Origin of the sequence: Pseudomonas sp. ADAK21, assembly GCF_012935735.1 — a bacterium.
Classification (GTDB): domain Bacteria; phylum Pseudomonadota; class Gammaproteobacteria; order Pseudomonadales; family Pseudomonadaceae; genus Aquipseudomonas; species Aquipseudomonas proteolytica.
The window spans coordinates 421,047-437,120 of record NZ_CP052857.1 but is presented as its reverse complement, the minus strand read 5'-3'; the positions used below and the strand labels follow the sequence as shown (position 1 = coordinate 437,120).

18 protein-coding genes are annotated in these 16,074 nt (G+C 62.9%); all 18 read left to right on the top strand.

Annotated elements, in window-relative coordinates; all coding sequences use genetic code 11:
* Positions 1-9: 9 nt before the first annotated feature.
* The 18 genes from HKK57_RS02055 to fliQ all read left to right on the top strand — a co-directional run bounded on the left by HKK57_RS02055 (position 10) and on the right by fliQ (position 16,071).
* Positions 10-1,221 (top strand): sensor histidine kinase, encoded by a 1,212-nt coding sequence (locus HKK57_RS02055; RefSeq protein WP_237150409.1) that lies wholly within the window; start codon positions 10-12, stop codon positions 1,219-1,221.
* Positions 1,222-1,227: 6 nt separating this feature from the next.
* Positions 1,228-2,607: a sigma-54-dependent transcriptional regulator gene (locus tag HKK57_RS02050; RefSeq protein WP_169389706.1), complete on the top strand. Its 1,380-nt coding sequence runs from the start codon at positions 1,228-1,230 to the stop codon at positions 2,605-2,607.
* A 131-nt stretch (positions 2,608-2,738) separates the two neighbouring features.
* A complete protein-coding gene (gene fliE / locus HKK57_RS02045; RefSeq protein ID WP_029292509.1) occupies positions 2,739-3,068 on the top strand; it encodes a flagellar hook-basal body complex protein FliE in 330 nt (109 codons plus the stop codon).
* A gap of 16 nt (positions 3,069-3,084) precedes the next feature.
* Positions 3,085-4,860 (top strand): flagellar basal-body MS-ring/collar protein FliF, encoded by a 1,776-nt coding sequence (gene fliF / locus HKK57_RS02040; RefSeq protein WP_159906858.1) that lies wholly within the window; start codon positions 3,085-3,087, stop codon positions 4,858-4,860.
* Positions 4,853-5,872 carry a flagellar motor switch protein FliG gene (gene fliG, locus HKK57_RS02035; protein WP_029292514.1) on the top strand — a complete coding sequence of 340 codons (1,020 nt, stop codon included), beginning with the start codon at positions 4,853-4,855 and terminating at the stop codon, positions 5,870-5,872. Before fliF ends, fliG begins: the two co-directional genes overlap by 8 nt.
* 10 nt (positions 5,873-5,882) lie before the next feature.
* On the top strand, positions 5,883-6,647 hold the full coding sequence (gene fliH / locus HKK57_RS02030) for a flagellar assembly protein FliH (RefSeq protein WP_029292516.1): 765 nt from the start codon (positions 5,883-5,885) through the stop codon (positions 6,645-6,647).
* The gene (gene fliI / locus HKK57_RS02025) at positions 6,637-7,995 is read left to right on the top strand and encodes a flagellar protein export ATPase FliI (RefSeq protein WP_029292518.1); all 1,359 of its coding nucleotides are present in this window, start codon (positions 6,637-6,639) and stop codon (positions 7,993-7,995) included. Before fliH ends, fliI begins: the two co-directional genes overlap by 11 nt.
* Before the next feature lie 6 nt (positions 7,996-8,001).
* The gene (gene fliJ / locus HKK57_RS02020) at positions 8,002-8,451 is read left to right on the top strand and encodes a flagellar export protein FliJ (RefSeq protein ID WP_029292520.1); all 450 of its coding nucleotides are present in this window, start codon (positions 8,002-8,004) and stop codon (positions 8,449-8,451) included.
* A 221-nt stretch (positions 8,452-8,672) separates the two neighbouring features.
* On the top strand, positions 8,673-8,978 hold the full coding sequence (locus tag HKK57_RS02015; RefSeq protein ID WP_070995425.1) for an STAS domain-containing protein: 306 nt from the start codon (positions 8,673-8,675) through the stop codon (positions 8,976-8,978).
* The gene (locus tag HKK57_RS02010) at positions 8,975-10,687 is read left to right on the top strand and encodes an ATP-binding SpoIIE family protein phosphatase (protein ID WP_169389705.1); all 1,713 of its coding nucleotides are present in this window, start codon (positions 8,975-8,977) and stop codon (positions 10,685-10,687) included. Before HKK57_RS02015 ends, HKK57_RS02010 begins: the two co-directional genes overlap by 4 nt.
* 30 nt (positions 10,688-10,717) lie before the next feature.
* Entirely contained in the window at positions 10,718-11,059 is a 342-nt protein-coding gene (locus HKK57_RS02005) for an Hpt domain-containing protein (protein ID WP_029292526.1), read from the top strand.
* A 90-nt stretch (positions 11,060-11,149) separates the two neighbouring features.
* Entirely contained in the window at positions 11,150-12,472 is a 1,323-nt protein-coding gene (locus tag HKK57_RS02000) for a flagellar hook-length control protein FliK (RefSeq protein ID WP_169389704.1), read from the top strand.
* 141 nt (positions 12,473-12,613) lie between these two features.
* Positions 12,614-13,117: a flagellar basal body-associated protein FliL gene (fliL, locus tag HKK57_RS01995; RefSeq protein ID WP_029292530.1), complete on the top strand. Its 504-nt coding sequence runs from the start codon at positions 12,614-12,616 to the stop codon at positions 13,115-13,117.
* A 9-nt stretch (positions 13,118-13,126) separates the two neighbouring features.
* The gene (fliM, locus tag HKK57_RS01990; RefSeq protein ID WP_029292532.1) at positions 13,127-14,095 is read left to right on the top strand and encodes a flagellar motor switch protein FliM; all 969 of its coding nucleotides are present in this window, start codon (positions 13,127-13,129) and stop codon (positions 14,093-14,095) included.
* Between the two features lie 55 nt (positions 14,096-14,150).
* Complete coding sequence (gene fliN / locus HKK57_RS01985) at positions 14,151-14,618, top strand: flagellar motor switch protein FliN (protein WP_029292534.1); 468 nt, start codon at positions 14,151-14,153, stop codon at positions 14,616-14,618.
* A 1-nt stretch (position 14,619) separates the two neighbouring features.
* Positions 14,620-15,054, top strand: coding sequence for a flagellar biosynthetic protein FliO (gene fliO, locus HKK57_RS01980; protein ID WP_029292536.1), 435 nt, complete (start codon positions 14,620-14,622; stop codon positions 15,052-15,054).
* Positions 15,054-15,797 (top strand): flagellar type III secretion system pore protein FliP, encoded by a 744-nt coding sequence (fliP, locus tag HKK57_RS01975; protein WP_029292538.1) that lies wholly within the window; start codon positions 15,054-15,056, stop codon positions 15,795-15,797. Before fliO ends, fliP begins: the two co-directional genes overlap by 1 nt.
* Before the next feature lie 4 nt (positions 15,798-15,801).
* Complete coding sequence (gene fliQ / locus HKK57_RS01970) at positions 15,802-16,071, top strand: flagellar biosynthesis protein FliQ (RefSeq protein ID WP_003192936.1); 270 nt, start codon at positions 15,802-15,804, stop codon at positions 16,069-16,071.
* Positions 16,072-16,074: the final 3 nt, after the last annotated feature.

Below are 16,074 nucleotides of genomic sequence, written 5' to 3'. Positions count from 1 at the left end.
GAGAGCACGATGCCCCACGCCGCCCACCTTTCTTCAGTCCCTGACACCCAGGGACTTGTCCCGTCCGTAGAGCAGATCAGCCGGCAAGGGCTTGAGCAGGCGTTTTCGCTGTTCAGCCAGATGTCCAGCCAGTTGACAGACTCCTACAGCCTGCTGGAAGCCCGGGTTTCGGAGCTTAAGGGCGAGTTGGCGGTGGTCAGTGCCCAGCGCATGCAAGAGCTGGCCGAGAAAGAGCGCCTGGCCAACCGTTTGCAAAACCTCCTCGACCTGTTGCCCGGTGGCGTGATCGTGATCGACGACCAGGGCCGCGTGCGCGAAGCCAACCCAGCGGCCTGTGACCTGCTGGGCCTGCCGCTGGAAGGCGAGCTGTGGCGCCATGTCATCACCCGCTGCTTTGCCCCCCGTGAAGACGACGGCCACGAAATTTCCCTCAAGGACGGGCGCCGCCTGTCCATCGCCACCCGTTCCCTGGACGCCGAGCCCGGTCAACTGGTGCTGCTCAACGACCTGACAGAAACCCGTCACCTGCAAGACCAGCTGGCGCGCCATGAGCGCTTGTCGTCCCTTGGGCGGATGGTGGCTTCGCTGGCGCATCAGATCCGCACGCCGTTGTCCGCTGCGTTGATCTACGCCAGCCATTTGACTGATGAGCAATTGCCGACCGCCACCCACCAGCGTTTTGCCGGGCGGCTCAAGGAGCGCCTGCATGAACTGGAGCACCAAGTGCGCGACATGCTGGTATTCGCCCGTGGCGAATTGCCGCTGACCGACCGGGTCACGCCCGCCGCCTTGATGCAGTCGCTGCAGGCCGCCGCCGCCACCCATGTACAGGAAGCCTCGGTACGCTGGCAGTGCGACAGCCATTGGGGCGAGCTGCTGTGCAATCGCGACACCCTGGTGGGCGCGCTGCTCAACCTGATCGAAAACGCCAGCCAGGCCAGCGGCCCGGGCGCGCGGCTCAAAGTGCACCTGTACAGCCGCGAGCAAACCCTGCGCCTGTGCATCAGCGACAGCGGCAGTGGGATTGATCCAGCCGTGTTACAGCGCCTGGGTGAACCTTTCTTTACCACCAAGACCAACGGCACCGGCCTGGGGCTGACCGTGGTCAAGGCAGTGGCCCGTGCCCATCAGGGAGAATTGCAGTTGCGTTCCCGTGTGGGGCGCGGCACCTGTGCATTGATAACGCTGCCGCTGTTTTCGGGCACGGTAAGCGCGGAGTAAGGATAAATGGCTATCAAGGTTTTACTGGTTGAAGACGATCGCGCCCTGCGTGAAGCACTGGCTGACACGCTGTTATTGGCGGGCCATGACTATCGGGCGGTCGGTTCGGCCGAGGAAGCCTTGGAGGCGGTGGAGCAAGAGTCCTTCAGCCTGGTGGTCAGTGACGTCAATATGCCTGGCATGGACGGCCACCAGTTGCTCGGCCTGCTGCGGGCACGTCAGCCACAATTGCCGGTGCTGTTGATGACCGCCCACGGTGCGGTAGAGCGCGCGGTAGACGCCATGCGCCAGGGCGCGGCAGATTACCTGGTCAAGCCATTCGAGCCCAAGGCCTTGATCGAGCTGGTGGCGCGCCATGCTCTCGGCGTCGTGGGGGCGGCAGACAGTGAGGGGCCGATTGCCTGCGAACCGGCCAGTGCGCAACTGCTGGAGCTGGCGGCCAAGGTCGCCCGCAGCGATTCCACGGTGCTGATCTCTGGCGAGTCCGGTACCGGCAAGGAAGTGTTGGCGCGCTATATCCACCAGCAATCCCACCGCGCCAGCCAACCGTTTATCGCGATCAACTGTGCGGCGATCCCTGACAACATGCTCGAAGCCACCCTGTTCGGCCATGAGAAAGGCTCCTTTACCGGCGCCATCGCCGCCCAGGCCGGCAAGTTTGAGCAGGCCGATGGCGGCACCATCCTGCTCGACGAAATCTCCGAAATGCCCCTCGGCCTGCAAGCCAAGCTGCTGCGCGTGCTGCAAGAGCGCGAAGTGGAGCGGGTCGGCGCACGCAAGCCGATCCAGCTGGATATACGCGTGGTCGCCACCACCAACCGTGACCTCGCCGGCGAAGTGGCGGCGGGGCGCTTTCGTGAAGACTTGTTCTACCGGCTCTCGGTCTTCCCGCTGGCCTGGCGCCCGTTGCGTGAGCGCCCGGCCGATATCGTGCCGCTGGCCGAGCGCCTGTTGAACAAACACGTCAATAAAATGAAGCATGCCCAGGCGCGCCTGTCGGCCGAGGCCCAGGCCTGCCTGATCAGTTACCCATGGCCCGGTAACGTACGTGAACTGGACAACGCGATCCAGCGTGCGCTGATTTTGCAGCAGGGCGGCCTGATCCAGCCCCAGGACTTCTGCCTGGCGGTCGGTGCCGGTACGGCGCCGATGCCGAGCCTGGCCCCCGCGCCTTTGCAAAGCGCGCCGGCCGAGGCCGCTAGTGGCCTGGGCGACGACCTGCGCCGCCGCGAATTCCAGATGATTATCGACACCCTGCGTGCCGAACGTGGCCGCCGCAAAGAGGCTGCCGAGCGCCTGGGCATCAGCCCGCGCACCTTGCGCTACAAGCTGGCGCAAATGCGCGACGCGGGGATGGACGTGGAAGCGTTTCTTTTCGCCAGCTGAGATACACATCAGCTGACAAGGTTTGTCGGCTTTTCTTACGAGTTGCCATGGAGCTGGCACCCTTGTTGCTACCACCCCTACTAACCGCTGCGTAGTGTCAAAAAATTGCGGGTCGTCGGAGAGAGAAGTTCATGAGCCAAGGTGTTGAGTTCAATCGGTTGATGTTGGATATGCGATCCATGCAAATGGACGCCATGTCCCAGCCGAAATCCGTCGTGCAAGCGCCGGAATTGGGCCAAAGCAGCTTCGCCGATATGCTCGGTCAAGCCATCAACAAAGTCAGCGATACCCAGCAGGCGTCCAGCCAACTGTCGACCGCTTTCGAAATCGGCAAGAGTGGCGTCGACCTCACCGACGTGATGATCGCATCCCAGAAAGCCAGCGTTTCCTTCCAGGCCTTGACCCAAGTGCGCAACAAGCTGGTTCAGGCTTATCAAGACATCATGCAGATGCCGGTTTAAGGACGAGATTTAAGTCATGGCAGAAGCAGTCGTGGATAACGTACCCGCCAAGACAGACGGCAAGCCGCCGCTGTTTGGCCTGTCGTTCCTGGAAAACCTCTCCGAAATGACCATGTTGCGTCAGGTGGGCCTGATGGTCGGCCTGGCTGCCAGCGTGGCGATTGGTTTTGCCGTGGTGTTGTGGTCCCAGCAACCCGATTACCGGCCACTCTATGGCAGCCTGGCGGGGATGGATGCCAAGCAGGTCATGGAAACCCTGGCCGCCTCCGATATCGCCTATACCGTGGAGCCCAACTCCGGCGCCTTGCTGGTCAAGGCCGACGATGTCGCCCGTGCCCGCTTGAAGCTGGCCGGCGCCGGCGTGGCGCCGACCGACGGCAACATCGGTTTTGAGATTCTCGATAAAGACCAGGGCCTGGGCACCAGCCAGTTCATGGAAGCCACCCGCTACCGTCGCGGCCTGGAAGGCGAACTGGCGCGCACCATCGCTAGCCTGAACAACGTCAAGGGTGCCCGTGTGCACCTGGCGATCCCGAAAAGCTCGGTATTTGTGCGCGACGAGCGCAAGCCCAGCGCTTCGGTATTGGTCGAACTGTTTGCCGGGCGCTCCCTGGAGCCGGGCCAGGTCCTGGCCATCGTCAATTTGGTGGCGACCAGCGTGCCTGAGCTGAGCAAGTCACAGATCACCGTGGTCGACCAGAAGGGCAACCTGCTCTCCGACCAGGCGGAAAACTCCGCGCTGACCATGGCCGGCAAGCAGTTCGACTACAGCCGCCGCATGGAAAGCATGCTCACCCAGCGTGTGCACAACATCCTGCAACCGGTACTGGGCAACGACCGCTACAAGGCTGAAGTGTCCGCCGATGTGGACTTCAGCGCCGTCGAGTCGACTTCCGAGCAGTTCAACCCGGACCAGCCGGCCCTGCGCAGCGAGCAATCGACCAGCGAACAACGCACTGCCGCCAATGGTCCTCCGCAAGGCGTACCCGGCGCCCTGAGCAATCAGCCGCCAGCGCCGGCCAGTGCCCCGCAAACCACCGGTGGCGCCGCCGCGACCGCCAGCGCGATCCAGCCCGGCCAGCCGCTGTTGGACGCCAATGGTCAGCAGATCATGGACCCGGCCACCGGCCAGCCGATGCTCGCGCCGTATCCCGCCGACAAGCGTTCGCAATCGACGAAAAACTTCGAACTGGACCGCTCCATCAGCCACACCAAGCAACAGCAAGGGCGCTTGAACCGCCTGTCGGTGTCGGTGGTGGTGGATGACCAGGTCAAGATCAACCCCGCCAACGGCGAAACCACCCGCGCCCCGTGGACCGCCGATGAATTGGCGCGCTTCACCCGCCTGGTGCAGGACGCCGTGGGCTTCGATGCCAGCCGTGGCGACAGCGTCAGCGTGATCAACATGCCGTTCTCCCTGGAGCGCGGTGAGGTGATTGCCGATATTCCGTTCTACTCTCAACCCTGGTTCTGGGACATCGTCAAACAAGTGCTGGGGGTGTTGTTCATCCTGGTGCTGGTGTTTGGCGTGCTGCGCCCTGTGCTCAACAACATCACCGGCCACGGCAAGAAGCAGCTGGCGCCGTTCGGCGATGTCGAGTTGGGTGGCATGGGCGGCCTGGATGGCGAACTGGCCAACGACCGCGTCAGCCTCGGCGGGCCGCAGAGCATTCTGCTGCCAAGCCCGAGCGAAGGGTATGACGCGCAGTTGAATGCAATCAAAAGTCTGGTGGCAGAAGACCCGGGTCGTGTGGCCCAGGTCGTGAAAGAGTGGATCAACGCAGATGAGTGATAATCGAGCCTCTGTTGCCAAGCTGACCCGGGTCGACAAAGCCGCCGTGCTGTTGCTGTCCCTGGGTGAGACCGACGCGGCCCAAGTGCTGCGCCATATGGGCCCCAAGGAAGTGCAACGGGTCGGCGTCGCCATGGCGCAGATGCGCAATGTGCACCGCGAGCAAGTCGAGCAGGTGATGAGCGAGTTCGTCGAGATCGTCGGCGACCAGACCAGCCTGGGCGTTGGCTCCGACAGCTATATCCGCAAGATGCTCACCTCGGCCCTGGGCGAAGACAAAGCCAACGGCCTGATCGACCGCATCCTGCTGGGCGGCAACACCAGCGGCCTCGACAGCCTCAAGTGGATGGAGCCGCGAGCGGTGGCGGACGTGATCCGTTACGAGCACCCGCAGATCCAGGCGATTGTCGTGGCCTACCTGGACCCGGACCAGGCCGGCGAAGTGCTTGGCCATTTCGACCACAAGGTGCGCCTGGACATCATCCTGCGCGTCTCGTCGTTGAATACCGTGCAGCCAGCGGCCTTGAAAGAACTGAACACGATCCTGGAGAAGCAGTTCTCCGGCAACTCCAACGCCGCACGCACCACCCTGGGCGGCATCAAGCGCGCGGCCGACATCATGAACTTCCTCGACAGCTCGGTCGAAGGCCAGCTGATGGACTCGATCCGCGAGATCGACGACACCCTGTCGGTGCAGATCGAAGATTTGATGTTCGTGTTCAACAACCTCTCCGATGTCGACGACCGTGGCATCCAGGCGTTGCTGCGCGAAGTGTCCTCCGATGTACTGGTGCTGGCCCTCAAGGGCTCGGACGAGGGCGTCAAGGAAAAGATCTTCAAGAACATGTCCAAGCGTGCTTCCGAACTGCTGCGCGACGACCTCGAGGCCAAGGGCCCGGTGCGCGTCAGCGACGTGGAAACCGCGCAGAAAGAAATCCTCACCATTGCCCGCCGTATGGCCGAAGCCGGAGAAATCGTTCTCGGCGGGAAGGGCGGCGAAGAAATGATCTAAGGCGCAGCGCATGTCGAACAATGATGAGACGCCCAGCGACTTGATTCGCGCCCGGGACGTCGGCGGGTTCGACGTCTGGTCGCTGCCCAGCTTCGACCCGCATAAGCCCGAACCCGAGCCCGAGCCGGTCGAAGAGACCCCGGTGGAAATGGAAGAAGTGCCCCTGGACGAAGTCCAGCCACTGACCCTCGAAGAGCTCGAAAGCATCCGCCAGGAGGCTTACAACGAAGGCTTCGCCACGGGTGAGAAAGAGGGGTTCCACAGCACCACCCTCAAGGTTCGCCAGGAAGCTGACGCGGCCCTCGCTGTGAAACTGGCCAGCCTCGAACGGCTGATGGGCAACCTGTTCGCGCCGATTGCCGAGCAGGACTCGCAACTGGAAAAAGCCATGGTCGGCCTGGTGGAGCACATCACCCGCCAGGTTATCCAGCGTGAACTGGCGCTGGACTCCAGCCAGATTGAAAGCGTGATGCGCGAAGCCCTCAAGCTGTTGCCCCTGGGCGTCGGCAATGTGCGGCTGTACATCAACCCGCAGGATTTCGAGCAGGTCAAAGCCCTGCGCGAGCGCCATGAGGAAACCTGGCGCATTGTCGAGGATGCCGCGTTGCAGCCCGGTGGTTGCCGGGTCGAGACCGAGCACAGCCGGATCGACGCCACGGTCGAGACGCGTATCACGCAGATCATGGCCAAGCTGTTCGACCAGTTGCACGAACAGGCGCTGCACCCGGCGGCACCGGACCTGAGCACGGACCTGGACGCACCTGATGCGCCTTGATCGCACCAGCTTCGCCAAGCGCCTGGGTGGTTATATCGAAGCCACCGAGTTGCCCGGCCAGCCGATCCTGGAAGGCCGCCTGCTGCGCATGGTCGGCCTGACCCTCGAAGCCGAAGGCCTGCGCGCGGCCATGGGCAGCCGCTGCCTGGTGATCAACGATGACAGCTACCACCCGGTGCAGGTGGAGGCGGAAGTCATGGGCTTTTCCGGCAGCAAGATTTTCCTGATGCCGGTTGGCAGCCTCGCCGGTATTGCGCCAGGCGCACGCGTGGTGCCGTTGGCGGATACCGGGCGCCTGCCGATGGGCATGAGCATGCTCGGCCGCGTACTCGACGGCGCCGGTCGTGCGCTGGACGGCAAGGGCGGGATGAAGGCCGAAGACTGGGTGCCGATGGACGGCCCGACCATCAACCCGCTCAAGCGCAACCCCATCAGCCAGCCGCTGGACGTGGGTATTCGTTGCATCAACGGTTTATTGACGGTCGGTCGCGGCCAGCGCCTGGGCCTGTTTGCCGGTACCGGCGTGGGCAAGAGTGTGCTGCTGGGCATGATGACGCGCTTTACCGAGGCCGACATCATCGTGGTCGGCCTGATCGGTGAGCGGGGCCGTGAGGTCAAGGAATTCATCGAGCACATCCTCGGTGAAGAAGGCCTCAAGCGGTCCGTGGTGGTGGCGTCGCCGGCGGACGATGCGCCGCTGATGCGTCTGCGCGCGGCCATGTATTGCACGCGGATTGCCGAATATTTTCGCGACAAGGGCAAAAATGTCCTGTTGCTGATGGACTCCCTCACGCGTTTCGCCCAGGCCCAGCGGGAAATCGCCCTGGCCATTGGCGAGCCGCCCGCCACCAAAGGCTATCCGCCGTCGGTCTTCGCCAAGCTGCCCAAGCTGGTGGAGCGTGCCGGTAATGCCGAGGCCGGTGGTGGCTCGATCACCGCGTTCTACACCGTATTGTCCGAAGGCGATGACCAGCAGGACCCGATTGCCGACTCGGCGCGGGGCGTGCTCGATGGGCACATCGTGCTGTCCCGGCGCCTGGCCGAGGAAGGGCACTACCCGGCCATCGATATCGAAGCGTCCATCAGCCGGGTCATGCCCTCGGTGGTCAGCGCCGAGCATATGACCCGTGCCCAGCAGTTCAAACAGTTGTGGTCGCGCTACCAGCAGAGCCGCGACTTGATCAGCGTCGGCGCCTATGTGGCCGGTGGTGACCGCGAGACCGACCTGGCGATTGCCCTGCAACCGCAACTGGTGACCTACCTGCGCCAGGGCCTGAACGACAACATCAGCATGGCCGAAAGCGAAGCGCACCTGGCGTCGGTGTTCGCACCTGCGCCTGGCGGCTAACCCCGCATGGCCAGCAGTCGCGCCGCGCGTCTTGCGCCGGTGGTGGAGATGGCTGAAAGCGCCGAACGCACCGCCGCCCAGCGCCTGGGGCATTTCCAGGGCCAGGTGCGCCTGGCCGAGAGCAAACTGGGCGACCTGGAACGCTTTCGGGGCGAGTACCAGCAGCAGTGGATCGATCGCGGCAGCAAGGGCGTTTCCGGGCAGTGGCTGATGAATTACCAGCACTTTCTCAACCAACTGGAAAGCGCCGTCGGCCAGCAGCGCCAGAGCCTGGCCTGGCACCAGAACAACCTCGACAAGGCCCGCGAAGGCTGGCAACAGGCCTACGCCCGGGTTGAAGGCCTGCGCAAGCTGGTGCAGCGCTACATCGACGAAGCCCGCGCCCTGGAAGACAAGCGCGAGCAGAAGCTGTTGGATGAACTGTCCCAGCGCTTGCCCCGCCAGGATCAGTACTAACCGGACCTAAGGTGCTTTTTGTGGCGAGGGGGCTTGTCCCCCGTTGGGGTGCGCAGCAGCCCCAATAAGACCGCTGAGTTTCAGATAGACCGGGCCGGCAGGTCTTGGGGCTGCTGCGCAGCCCAGCGGGGGACAAGCCCCCTCGCCACAGCAGCACCTTGCCCACTGCCTGATCACCTGCTACACCTTGTTGCACATACCCACGACAAGGAAGCAGTCGTATGTCAGTCGAGTCAGAAGTGTCCCTGGATGGGAAGCAGTTGACGATCGCAATCAAAGGCCGATTCGATTTCGGTAGTCACCAGCCCTTTCGTGATTCCTATGAGCGGTTCTACAAGGTTCCCGATGTCTACGTGGTGGACTTGAAAGAGGCCACCTATCTCGACAGCTCAGCCTTGGGCATGTTGCTGCTGTTGCGTGATCATGCCGGGGGCGATAACGCGGATGTGCGAGTGATCAACAGCAGCTCTGACGTGCGCAAGATCTTCGCCATCTCCAACTTCGACAGACTGTTTGAGATCAGTTGAGCACCCAGGCCCTCGACACCCTGACCGTGCTGATCGCCGAAGACAGCGCCACTGATCTGCTATTGCTCTCGACCATCGTGCGCCGCCAGGGCCATCACGTGCTGACCGCCAGCAATGGCGCCGAAGCGGTGCAGGTGTTTGCCCGCGACCGCCCGCAGTTGGTGTTGATGGATGCCCTGATGCCGGTGATGGACGGCTTCGAGGCGGCCCGGCAGATCAAGCAGCTGGCTGGCGAGGCGCTGGTGCCCATCATCTTCCTCACCTCCCTGCGTGAGAGTGAAGCCCTCGCGCGCTGCCTGGATGCCGGCGGCGACGACTTTCTGGCCAAGCCCTACAACCAGGTCATCCTGGCGGCGAAGATCAACGCCATGGACCGCCTGCGCCGGTTGCAGGCCACGGTCCTCGAGCAGCGCGACCTGATCGCCCGCCACCATGACTACCTGCTGCACGAGCAACGGGTGGCCAAGGCGGTGTTCGACAAGGTCGCCCACTCCGGCTGCATCAACGCGGCCCCGAATATTCGCTACCTGCAATCACCCTATGCGCTGTTCAACGGCGACCTGCTGCTGGCGGCCTACACACCATCGGGGGACATGCACGTGCTGCTGGGGGATTTCACCGGCCATGGCCTGCCGGCGGCCGTCGGCGCGATGCCCCTGGCCGAGGTGTTCTACGGCATGACCGCCAAAGGCTATGGCCTGGCGCAGACCCTGCGGGAGATGAACGCCAAGCTCAAGCGCATCCTGCCGGTGGACATGTTCTGCTGTGCCACGCTGTTGTGCCTCAGTGTGCAGCGGCGGGTAGTAGAGGTATGGAACGGCGGGATGCCCGATGGCTATGTGCACGAAGTGGCCACCGGCAGGCGCACGCCGTTGGTGTCCCGGCATTTGCCGCTGGGCGTGTTGGCGCCCGAGGTCTTTGACGATGGCACTGAAGTCTGGCCGATGGCCCTGGGGGATCGGGTGTTCCTGCTGTCCGATGGGGTGATTGATACGGCGGATGCCAGCGAACAATTGTTTGGGGTGGAACGTTTGCTTGAGGTGTTCGCCGCCAACCGCGAGCCTGAGCGCCTGTTTGAGGAAATCGAACAAGCCCTTGCCGGGTTTCGTGGCCAGGTACGCGATGATGTGAGCCTGGTGGAAATCAGCCTGTTACCCGGCCAGGCTTTGCATTCTTCGACCATGCAATACACCGACAGTGGGCAGTCGTGCCCGCTGGACTGGTCAGTGAGTTTTGAATTTCGCGCCGAAACCCTAAAACGTTACAACCCGTTGCCGTACTTGCTGCAACTGCTCCTGGAAATCCACGGCCTGCGCGGCCAGAGTGGCGCGCTGTACAGCGTAATGGCCGAGTTGTATTCCAATGCGCTGGAGCATGGCGTGCTGGGCCTGGACTCCCAGCTCAAGCGCGATGTGCAGGGCTTTGCCCGCTACTATCGCCTGCGCAGCGAGCGGCTCGACCAGTTGAACAGTGGTTATGTACGCATACATGTGGATGTGCTGCCGACCGAAGTGGGTGGGCGCCTGAGCCTGCGTATCGAAGACAGCGGTCCGGGCTTTGACGTGGAAGCCATGCTGGCGCGGCCGCTGGATATCGACCGTCTGTCTGGGCGCGGGCTGAACCTGGTCCGGCAACTGAGCAGCGATGTACGCTGGACCGATGGCGGGCGCAGCGTGTGCGTGGAGTTTTGCTGGGTGGCTCTGGCATAATCCGCCGATTCTTGATCAAGGAGCGAGCAAGTGACGCAGATACATATGGACCCTGAAGTGTTGGTGGGTTTGCGGGAAGTGATGGAGGGTGAATACCCCCTTTTGCTCGACACCTTCCTCGATGACTCGCAAAAGCGCGTCGAAGCACTGCGCAAGGCGCGCGATGACGCCAAGGCGCTGGGGCGGATTGCCCACAGCTTCAAGGGCAGCAGCGGCAACCTCGGTGCGGTGCGCCTGGCGCGGCTGTGCCAGCGCCTGGAGGCAGAATCAGCCAAGGCGCAGGTGACCGACCTGGGCAAACTGGTCGACCAGATCGACCACGAGTTTGCCTTGGTCAAGCCGCTGTATGAATCGGAGCGCCAGCGCTTCTAGGGTTGCCCGGGCCAGTTTGCAAAGCTGGCCCGACTTTTGCTCTCTATCTTCTGCCTGCGCCCTCGACCCTGCGCAGCGGAGACCTGAACTATGCCTCTAGCCCCCAACTCGCTCCTGCAGGCCGCCCCCGCGGTCAAGCCGCAGGCTTCCCCCGCCAATGCGCAGGCAACGGCCGCGGACGCGCGGGCCAAAGCGCCAGGCTTTGCACAGGTGTTCGCCAAGGAGTCCAAGGCGGCACCTTCCAAGGCTGTGGAAATGGCGCCCAAGCCCAGCCGTGACAAGCCGGCCGAGGCCAGCGCGAAGAAGGATGTCGGCAACGACAAGCCTGCCGCTGGCACTCCAGCAGTTGCCGATAGCGGCAAGACTTTGCCTGCCAAGCCGCCCGCCAAGGCAGACGCGGCAGCCAGCAGCGATGACGATAAAAGTGCCGACAAGGATCTGGCGCAAGCCCAGCCACCGGCAGTCGACCCGGTGCTTGATCCAGCCGTGATCGCGGCGGTGGCCCCCGCCCCAGTGGCGGCCCAGGCGGGAGTGGCGGATGACGTCAGCACGCCGCTGCTGGTGACCACGCCGACGGTCACGGAAGAGGTCGCGCCGGCCTTCGACCCCGAAGCCGATCCATTGGACTCGTTGCCGGCGGTGCGCCTGGCGATGGAGCAGGGCGGCCATGTCTCAGCCAGCAGCCAGGCGGCGCAAAAGAACTTGCCGACCCAGGCTGAACCCACCGCCGCGCAGAACTTCACCAACGGCCTGGCGGCCATGGTCGACCAGCAGGCGGCCAAGGACAGCACCGACCAGGGGGGCGAAAAGGCTTTCAGTGGCCTGATCGAAGATGGCCTCAAGGATTTGAAAGGCGCGAGCAGCGACACCCGCGTCGATGACTTCGCCAATCGCCTGGCCGCCTTAACCCAGGCCGCCACGCCCAAGACTGCCAACGCCTTGCCGCTGAACAACCAGCCGCTGGCCATGCACCAGGGTGGCTGGACCGAGGAAGTGGTGAACCGGGTCATGTACCTGTCCAGCGCCAACCTCAAATCTGCCGATATCCAATTGCAGCCGGCCGAACTGGGGCGCCTGGATATCCGCGTGAACATCACCGCCGACCAGCAGGCCCAGGTGAATTTCATGAGCGGCCATGCCGCCGTGCGCGAGGCCCTGGAAAGCCAGTCCGGGCGCCTGCGGGAGATGTTCGCCCAGCAGGGCATGGGCCAGGTTGATGTGAATGTCTCCGACCAGTCCCGTGGCTGGCAGGGCCAGGGCCAGGACCAACAGCAAAACCAGGCCCGTGGTGTCAGCGGCAGTGGTGGGCACAACGATGGGCATGACACCGGCCTTGCCGGCGAAGCCACCGAAGTGGCGGCGCCGATAGCCCAATCCGTCATCGGCTCCAGCGCCGTGGACTACTACGCCTGAAACCTGACCTCTGTGGGAGCTGGCTTGCCTGCTCCCACACTGGTTTTGTAGCGTTGCTGAAAACCGTGACAACTCTGGCATAACACTTGCTCTTGCCTTCCCGTGGATCTATGAAACCCCGAATAGTGACGGATTATTGGCATGGCGAAGAGTGACGACGCAGCAACAGCTCCTGCAGCAGGCAAGGGCAAGCTCAAGATGATCCTGTTGATTGTCCTGGCCTTGTTATTGGCCATCGGCGTGTCGGTGGGGGCTACCTGGTACTTCATGCACAGTGCCCAGAGCAAGCCGGTACCTGCGGCCGAGACCGCCAGCAACGTCAAGCAACCGGCAATCTTCGAGCAGATGCTCCCGGCCTTTGTCGCCAACTACAACCAGAACGGTCGGCAACGCTACCTGCAGGTGAGTATTTCCCTGCTGGCGCGCAACCAGGCGGACCTCGATGCCCTCAAGGTGCATATGCCGGTGATCCGCAACAACCTGGTGATGCTGTTCTCCGGGCAGAGTTTCGACAGCCTGGCCACCCCGGTGGGCCAGGAAATGCTGCGCCAGAAAGTCACTGCCAGCGTGCAGGAAGTGGCCCAGAAAGAACTGGGCAAAGTCGTGGTCGAGCAGGCGCTCTTCACTAATTTCGTATTGCAGTAGGATCACGACATGGCCGTGCAAGACCTGCTGTCCCAGGATGAAATCGACGCCCTGTTGCATGGCGTCGACGATGGTCTGGTACAGACCGAAATGGCTGCCGAGCCCGGCAGCGTCAAAAGTTATGACCTGACCAGCCAGGATCGCATCGTCCGCGGACGCATGCCGACCCTGGAGATGATCAACGAACGTTTTGCCCGCTACACCCGTATCAGCATGTTCAACATGCTGCGCCGCTCGGCGGACGTGGCAGTGGGCGGCGTGCAGGTAATGAAGTTTGGCGAGTACGTGCATTCGCTGTACGTGCCCACCAGCCTCAACCTGGTCAAGATCAAGCCCCTGCGCGGTACCGCGCTGTTCATCCTCGACGCCAAGCTGGTGTTCAAGCTGGTGGACAACTTCTTTGGCGGCGACGGCCGTCACGCCAAGATCGAAGGCCGTGAATTCACGCCTACCGAGCTGCGTGTGGTGCGCATGGTGCTGGAGCAGGCCTTTATCGATTTGAAGGAAGCCTGGCAGGCGATCATGGAAGTCAATTTCGAGTACATCAACTCGGAAGTGAACCCGGCCATGGCCAACATCGTCGGGCCCAGCGAAGCCATTGTGGTCTCCACCTTCCACATCGAACTCGATGGCGGTGGCGGCGACCTGCACGTGACCATGCCGTACTCGATGATCGAGCCGGTGCGCGAGATGCTCGATGCGGGCTTCCAGTCCGACCTCGACGACCAGGACGAACGCTGGGTCAAGGCCCTGCGCGAAGACCTGCTGGATGTCGACGTGCCGCTGAGCGCCACCGTGGCGCGTCGCCAATTGCGCCTGCGGGACATTTTGCATATGCAGCCGGGGGATGTGATTCCCGTCGAACTGCCAGACGAATTGATCATGCGCGCCAATGGCGTGCCGTCGTTCAAGGTCAAGCTGGGCTCCCACAAGGGCAACCTGGCGTTGCAGGTGGTCGAGCCGATCAACCGTCGCTGACTCAACCCGATGATGCATCCCTAATTCATGATTTTTGCTGCGCCGAGGACATGTAATGGCTACCGAACACGAAAACACTTCCGCCGAAGACCAGGCCCTGGCTGACGAATGGGCGGCAGCCCTGGAAGAAACCGGCGATGCAGGCCAGGACGATATCGACGCCTTGCTGGCAGCCGACGCCGCCACTGCACCCGTGGGCAACCGCTTGCCTATGGAAGAGTTCGGCAGCGTGCCGAAGAACCATGAGCCGGTATCGCTGGATGGTCCGAACCTGGACGTGATCCTCGATATCCCAGTGTCGATCTCCATGGAAGTGGGCAGTACCGAGATCAATATCCGCAACCTGCTGCAGCTCAACCAGGGTTCGGTGATCGAGCTCGACCGCCTGGCCGGCGAGCCGCTGGATGTGCTGGTCAACGGCACATTGATTGCCCATGGCGAAGTCGTAGTGGTCAACGAGAAGTTCGGCATCCGCCTGACTGACGTGATCAGCCCCAGCGAACGTATCAAGAAGCTGCGCTGAGATGGCGCGCCGCTGGCTGGGACTCGTGTGGGCATTGCCCCTGGGCGTGATGGCGGCTGAACCGGTGGCCCAGGTCGCCGTGCCCGCCGCCGGCGCCAGCGTGACGGGGCAACTGACCCAGTTGGTGCTGGGCCTGTTGCTGGTGGTGGGGCTGATCTTCGTCCTCGCCTGGCTGTTGCGCCGGGTGCAACGGATCGGCCCGGGCAACGCCCAGGTCATTGAGCTGGTGGGCTCGCGGGCCTTGGGGCCGCGTGATCGCCTGGTGCTGGTGCAGGTGGGCGAAGAGCAGATCCTGCTCGGCCTCACCCCAGGCCGTATTACCCCGTTGCATGTGCTCAAGCATCCGGTCAGCGTGGCCCAGACCGAGGCCGCCACACCGGAGTTCGCCCAGCGCCTGATGGAGCTGATGGGCAAGGACCAGAAGGATAAGAAGTAATGCGCGTTCTACTGACGCTCATGCTGTTGCTGGCAGCGCCGCTGGCGTTCGGCGCGGACCCGTTGTCGATCCCGGCGATCACCCTGGGTACCAATGCGGCCGGCGCCCAAGAGTATTCGGTCAGCCTGCAGATCCTGCTGATCATGACCGCGCTGAGTTTTATCCCGGCGTTCGTCATGCTGATGACCAGCTTCACCCGGATCATTATCGTGTTCTCGATCCTGCGCCAGGCCCTGGGCCTGCAGCAGACCCCCTCGAACCAGATCCTCACCGGCATGGCGCTGTTCCTGACGCTGTTCATCATGGCGCCGGTGTTCGACAAGGTGAACCAGCAAGCCCTGCAACCCTACCTGGCAGAGAAAATGACGGCCCAGGACGCGGTGGAAAAGGCCCAGGGCCCGATCAAGGACTTTATGCTGTCGCAGACCCGCTCCAGCGACCTGGAGCTGTTTGTGCGCCTGTCCAAGCGCACTGACATCGCCAGCCCGGACCAGGCACCCTTGACCATCCTGGTGCCGGCGTTTGTCACCTCCGAGCTCAAGACCGCGTTCCAGATCGGCTTCATGATCTTTATCCCGTTCCTGATCATCGACCTGGTGGTGGCCAGTGTGCTGATGGCCATGGGTATGATGATGCTGTCGCCGCTGATCATTTCGCTGCCGTTCAAGATCATGCTGTTTGTATTGGTGGATGGTTGGGCGCTGATTATCGGCACCCTGGCCGGCAGTTTCGGAGGGGTATAGCGCCATGACTCCGGAAGTCGCCGTCGACCTGTTTCGTGAAGCACTGTGGCTGACCACCCTGATGGTCGCCGTGCTGGTGGTGCCCAGCCTGTTGGTGGGGTTGCTGGTGGCGATGTTCCAGGCCGCCACGCAGATCAACGAACAAACCTTGAGCTTCCTTCCGCGCCTGCTGGTGATGCTGGTGACGCTGATCGTTGCCGGCCCCTGGCTGGTGCAGACCTTCATGGAATACATCCTGCAGTTGTACGGCAGTATTCCGCAGTTGATCGGCTGACCT

What these genes read in the sequence shown, in the direction of transcription:
- fliJ (WP_029292520.1), top strand. Translation starts at nt 8,002, where the DNA reads ATGGCCAGCAGTCGCGCCGCGCGTCTTGCGCCGGTGGTGGAGATGGCT.
- fliQ (WP_003192936.1), top strand. Translation starts at nt 15,802, where the DNA reads ATGACTCCGGAAGTCGCCGTCGACCTGTTTCGTGAAGCACTGTGGCTG.
- fliL (WP_029292530.1), top strand. Translation starts at nt 12,614, where the DNA reads ATGGCGAAGAGTGACGACGCAGCAACAGCTCCTGCAGCAGGCAAGGGC.
- fliG (WP_029292514.1), top strand. Translation starts at nt 4,853, where the DNA reads ATGAGTGATAATCGAGCCTCTGTTGCCAAGCTGACCCGGGTCGACAAA.
- fliI (WP_029292518.1), top strand. Translation starts at nt 6,637, where the DNA reads ATGCGCCTTGATCGCACCAGCTTCGCCAAGCGCCTGGGTGGTTATATC.
- fliO (WP_029292536.1), top strand. Translation starts at nt 14,620, where the DNA reads ATGGCGCGCCGCTGGCTGGGACTCGTGTGGGCATTGCCCCTGGGCGTG.
- fliF (WP_159906858.1), top strand. Translation starts at nt 3,085, where the DNA reads ATGGCAGAAGCAGTCGTGGATAACGTACCCGCCAAGACAGACGGCAAG.
- fliP (WP_029292538.1), top strand. Translation starts at nt 15,054, where the DNA reads ATGCGCGTTCTACTGACGCTCATGCTGTTGCTGGCAGCGCCGCTGGCG.
- fliM (WP_029292532.1), top strand. Translation starts at nt 13,127, where the DNA reads ATGGCCGTGCAAGACCTGCTGTCCCAGGATGAAATCGACGCCCTGTTG.
- fliE (WP_029292509.1), top strand. Translation starts at nt 2,739, where the DNA reads ATGAGCCAAGGTGTTGAGTTCAATCGGTTGATGTTGGATATGCGATCC.
- HKK57_RS02055 (WP_237150409.1), top strand. Translation starts at nt 10, where the DNA reads ATGCCCCACGCCGCCCACCTTTCTTCAGTCCCTGACACCCAGGGACTT.
- HKK57_RS02015 (WP_070995425.1), top strand. Translation starts at nt 8,673, where the DNA reads ATGTCAGTCGAGTCAGAAGTGTCCCTGGATGGGAAGCAGTTGACGATC.
- fliH (WP_029292516.1), top strand. Translation starts at nt 5,883, where the DNA reads ATGTCGAACAATGATGAGACGCCCAGCGACTTGATTCGCGCCCGGGAC.
- HKK57_RS02000 (WP_169389704.1), top strand. Translation starts at nt 11,150, where the DNA reads ATGCCTCTAGCCCCCAACTCGCTCCTGCAGGCCGCCCCCGCGGTCAAG.
- fliN (WP_029292534.1), top strand. Translation starts at nt 14,151, where the DNA reads ATGGCTACCGAACACGAAAACACTTCCGCCGAAGACCAGGCCCTGGCT.
- HKK57_RS02050 (WP_169389706.1), top strand. Translation starts at nt 1,228, where the DNA reads ATGGCTATCAAGGTTTTACTGGTTGAAGACGATCGCGCCCTGCGTGAA.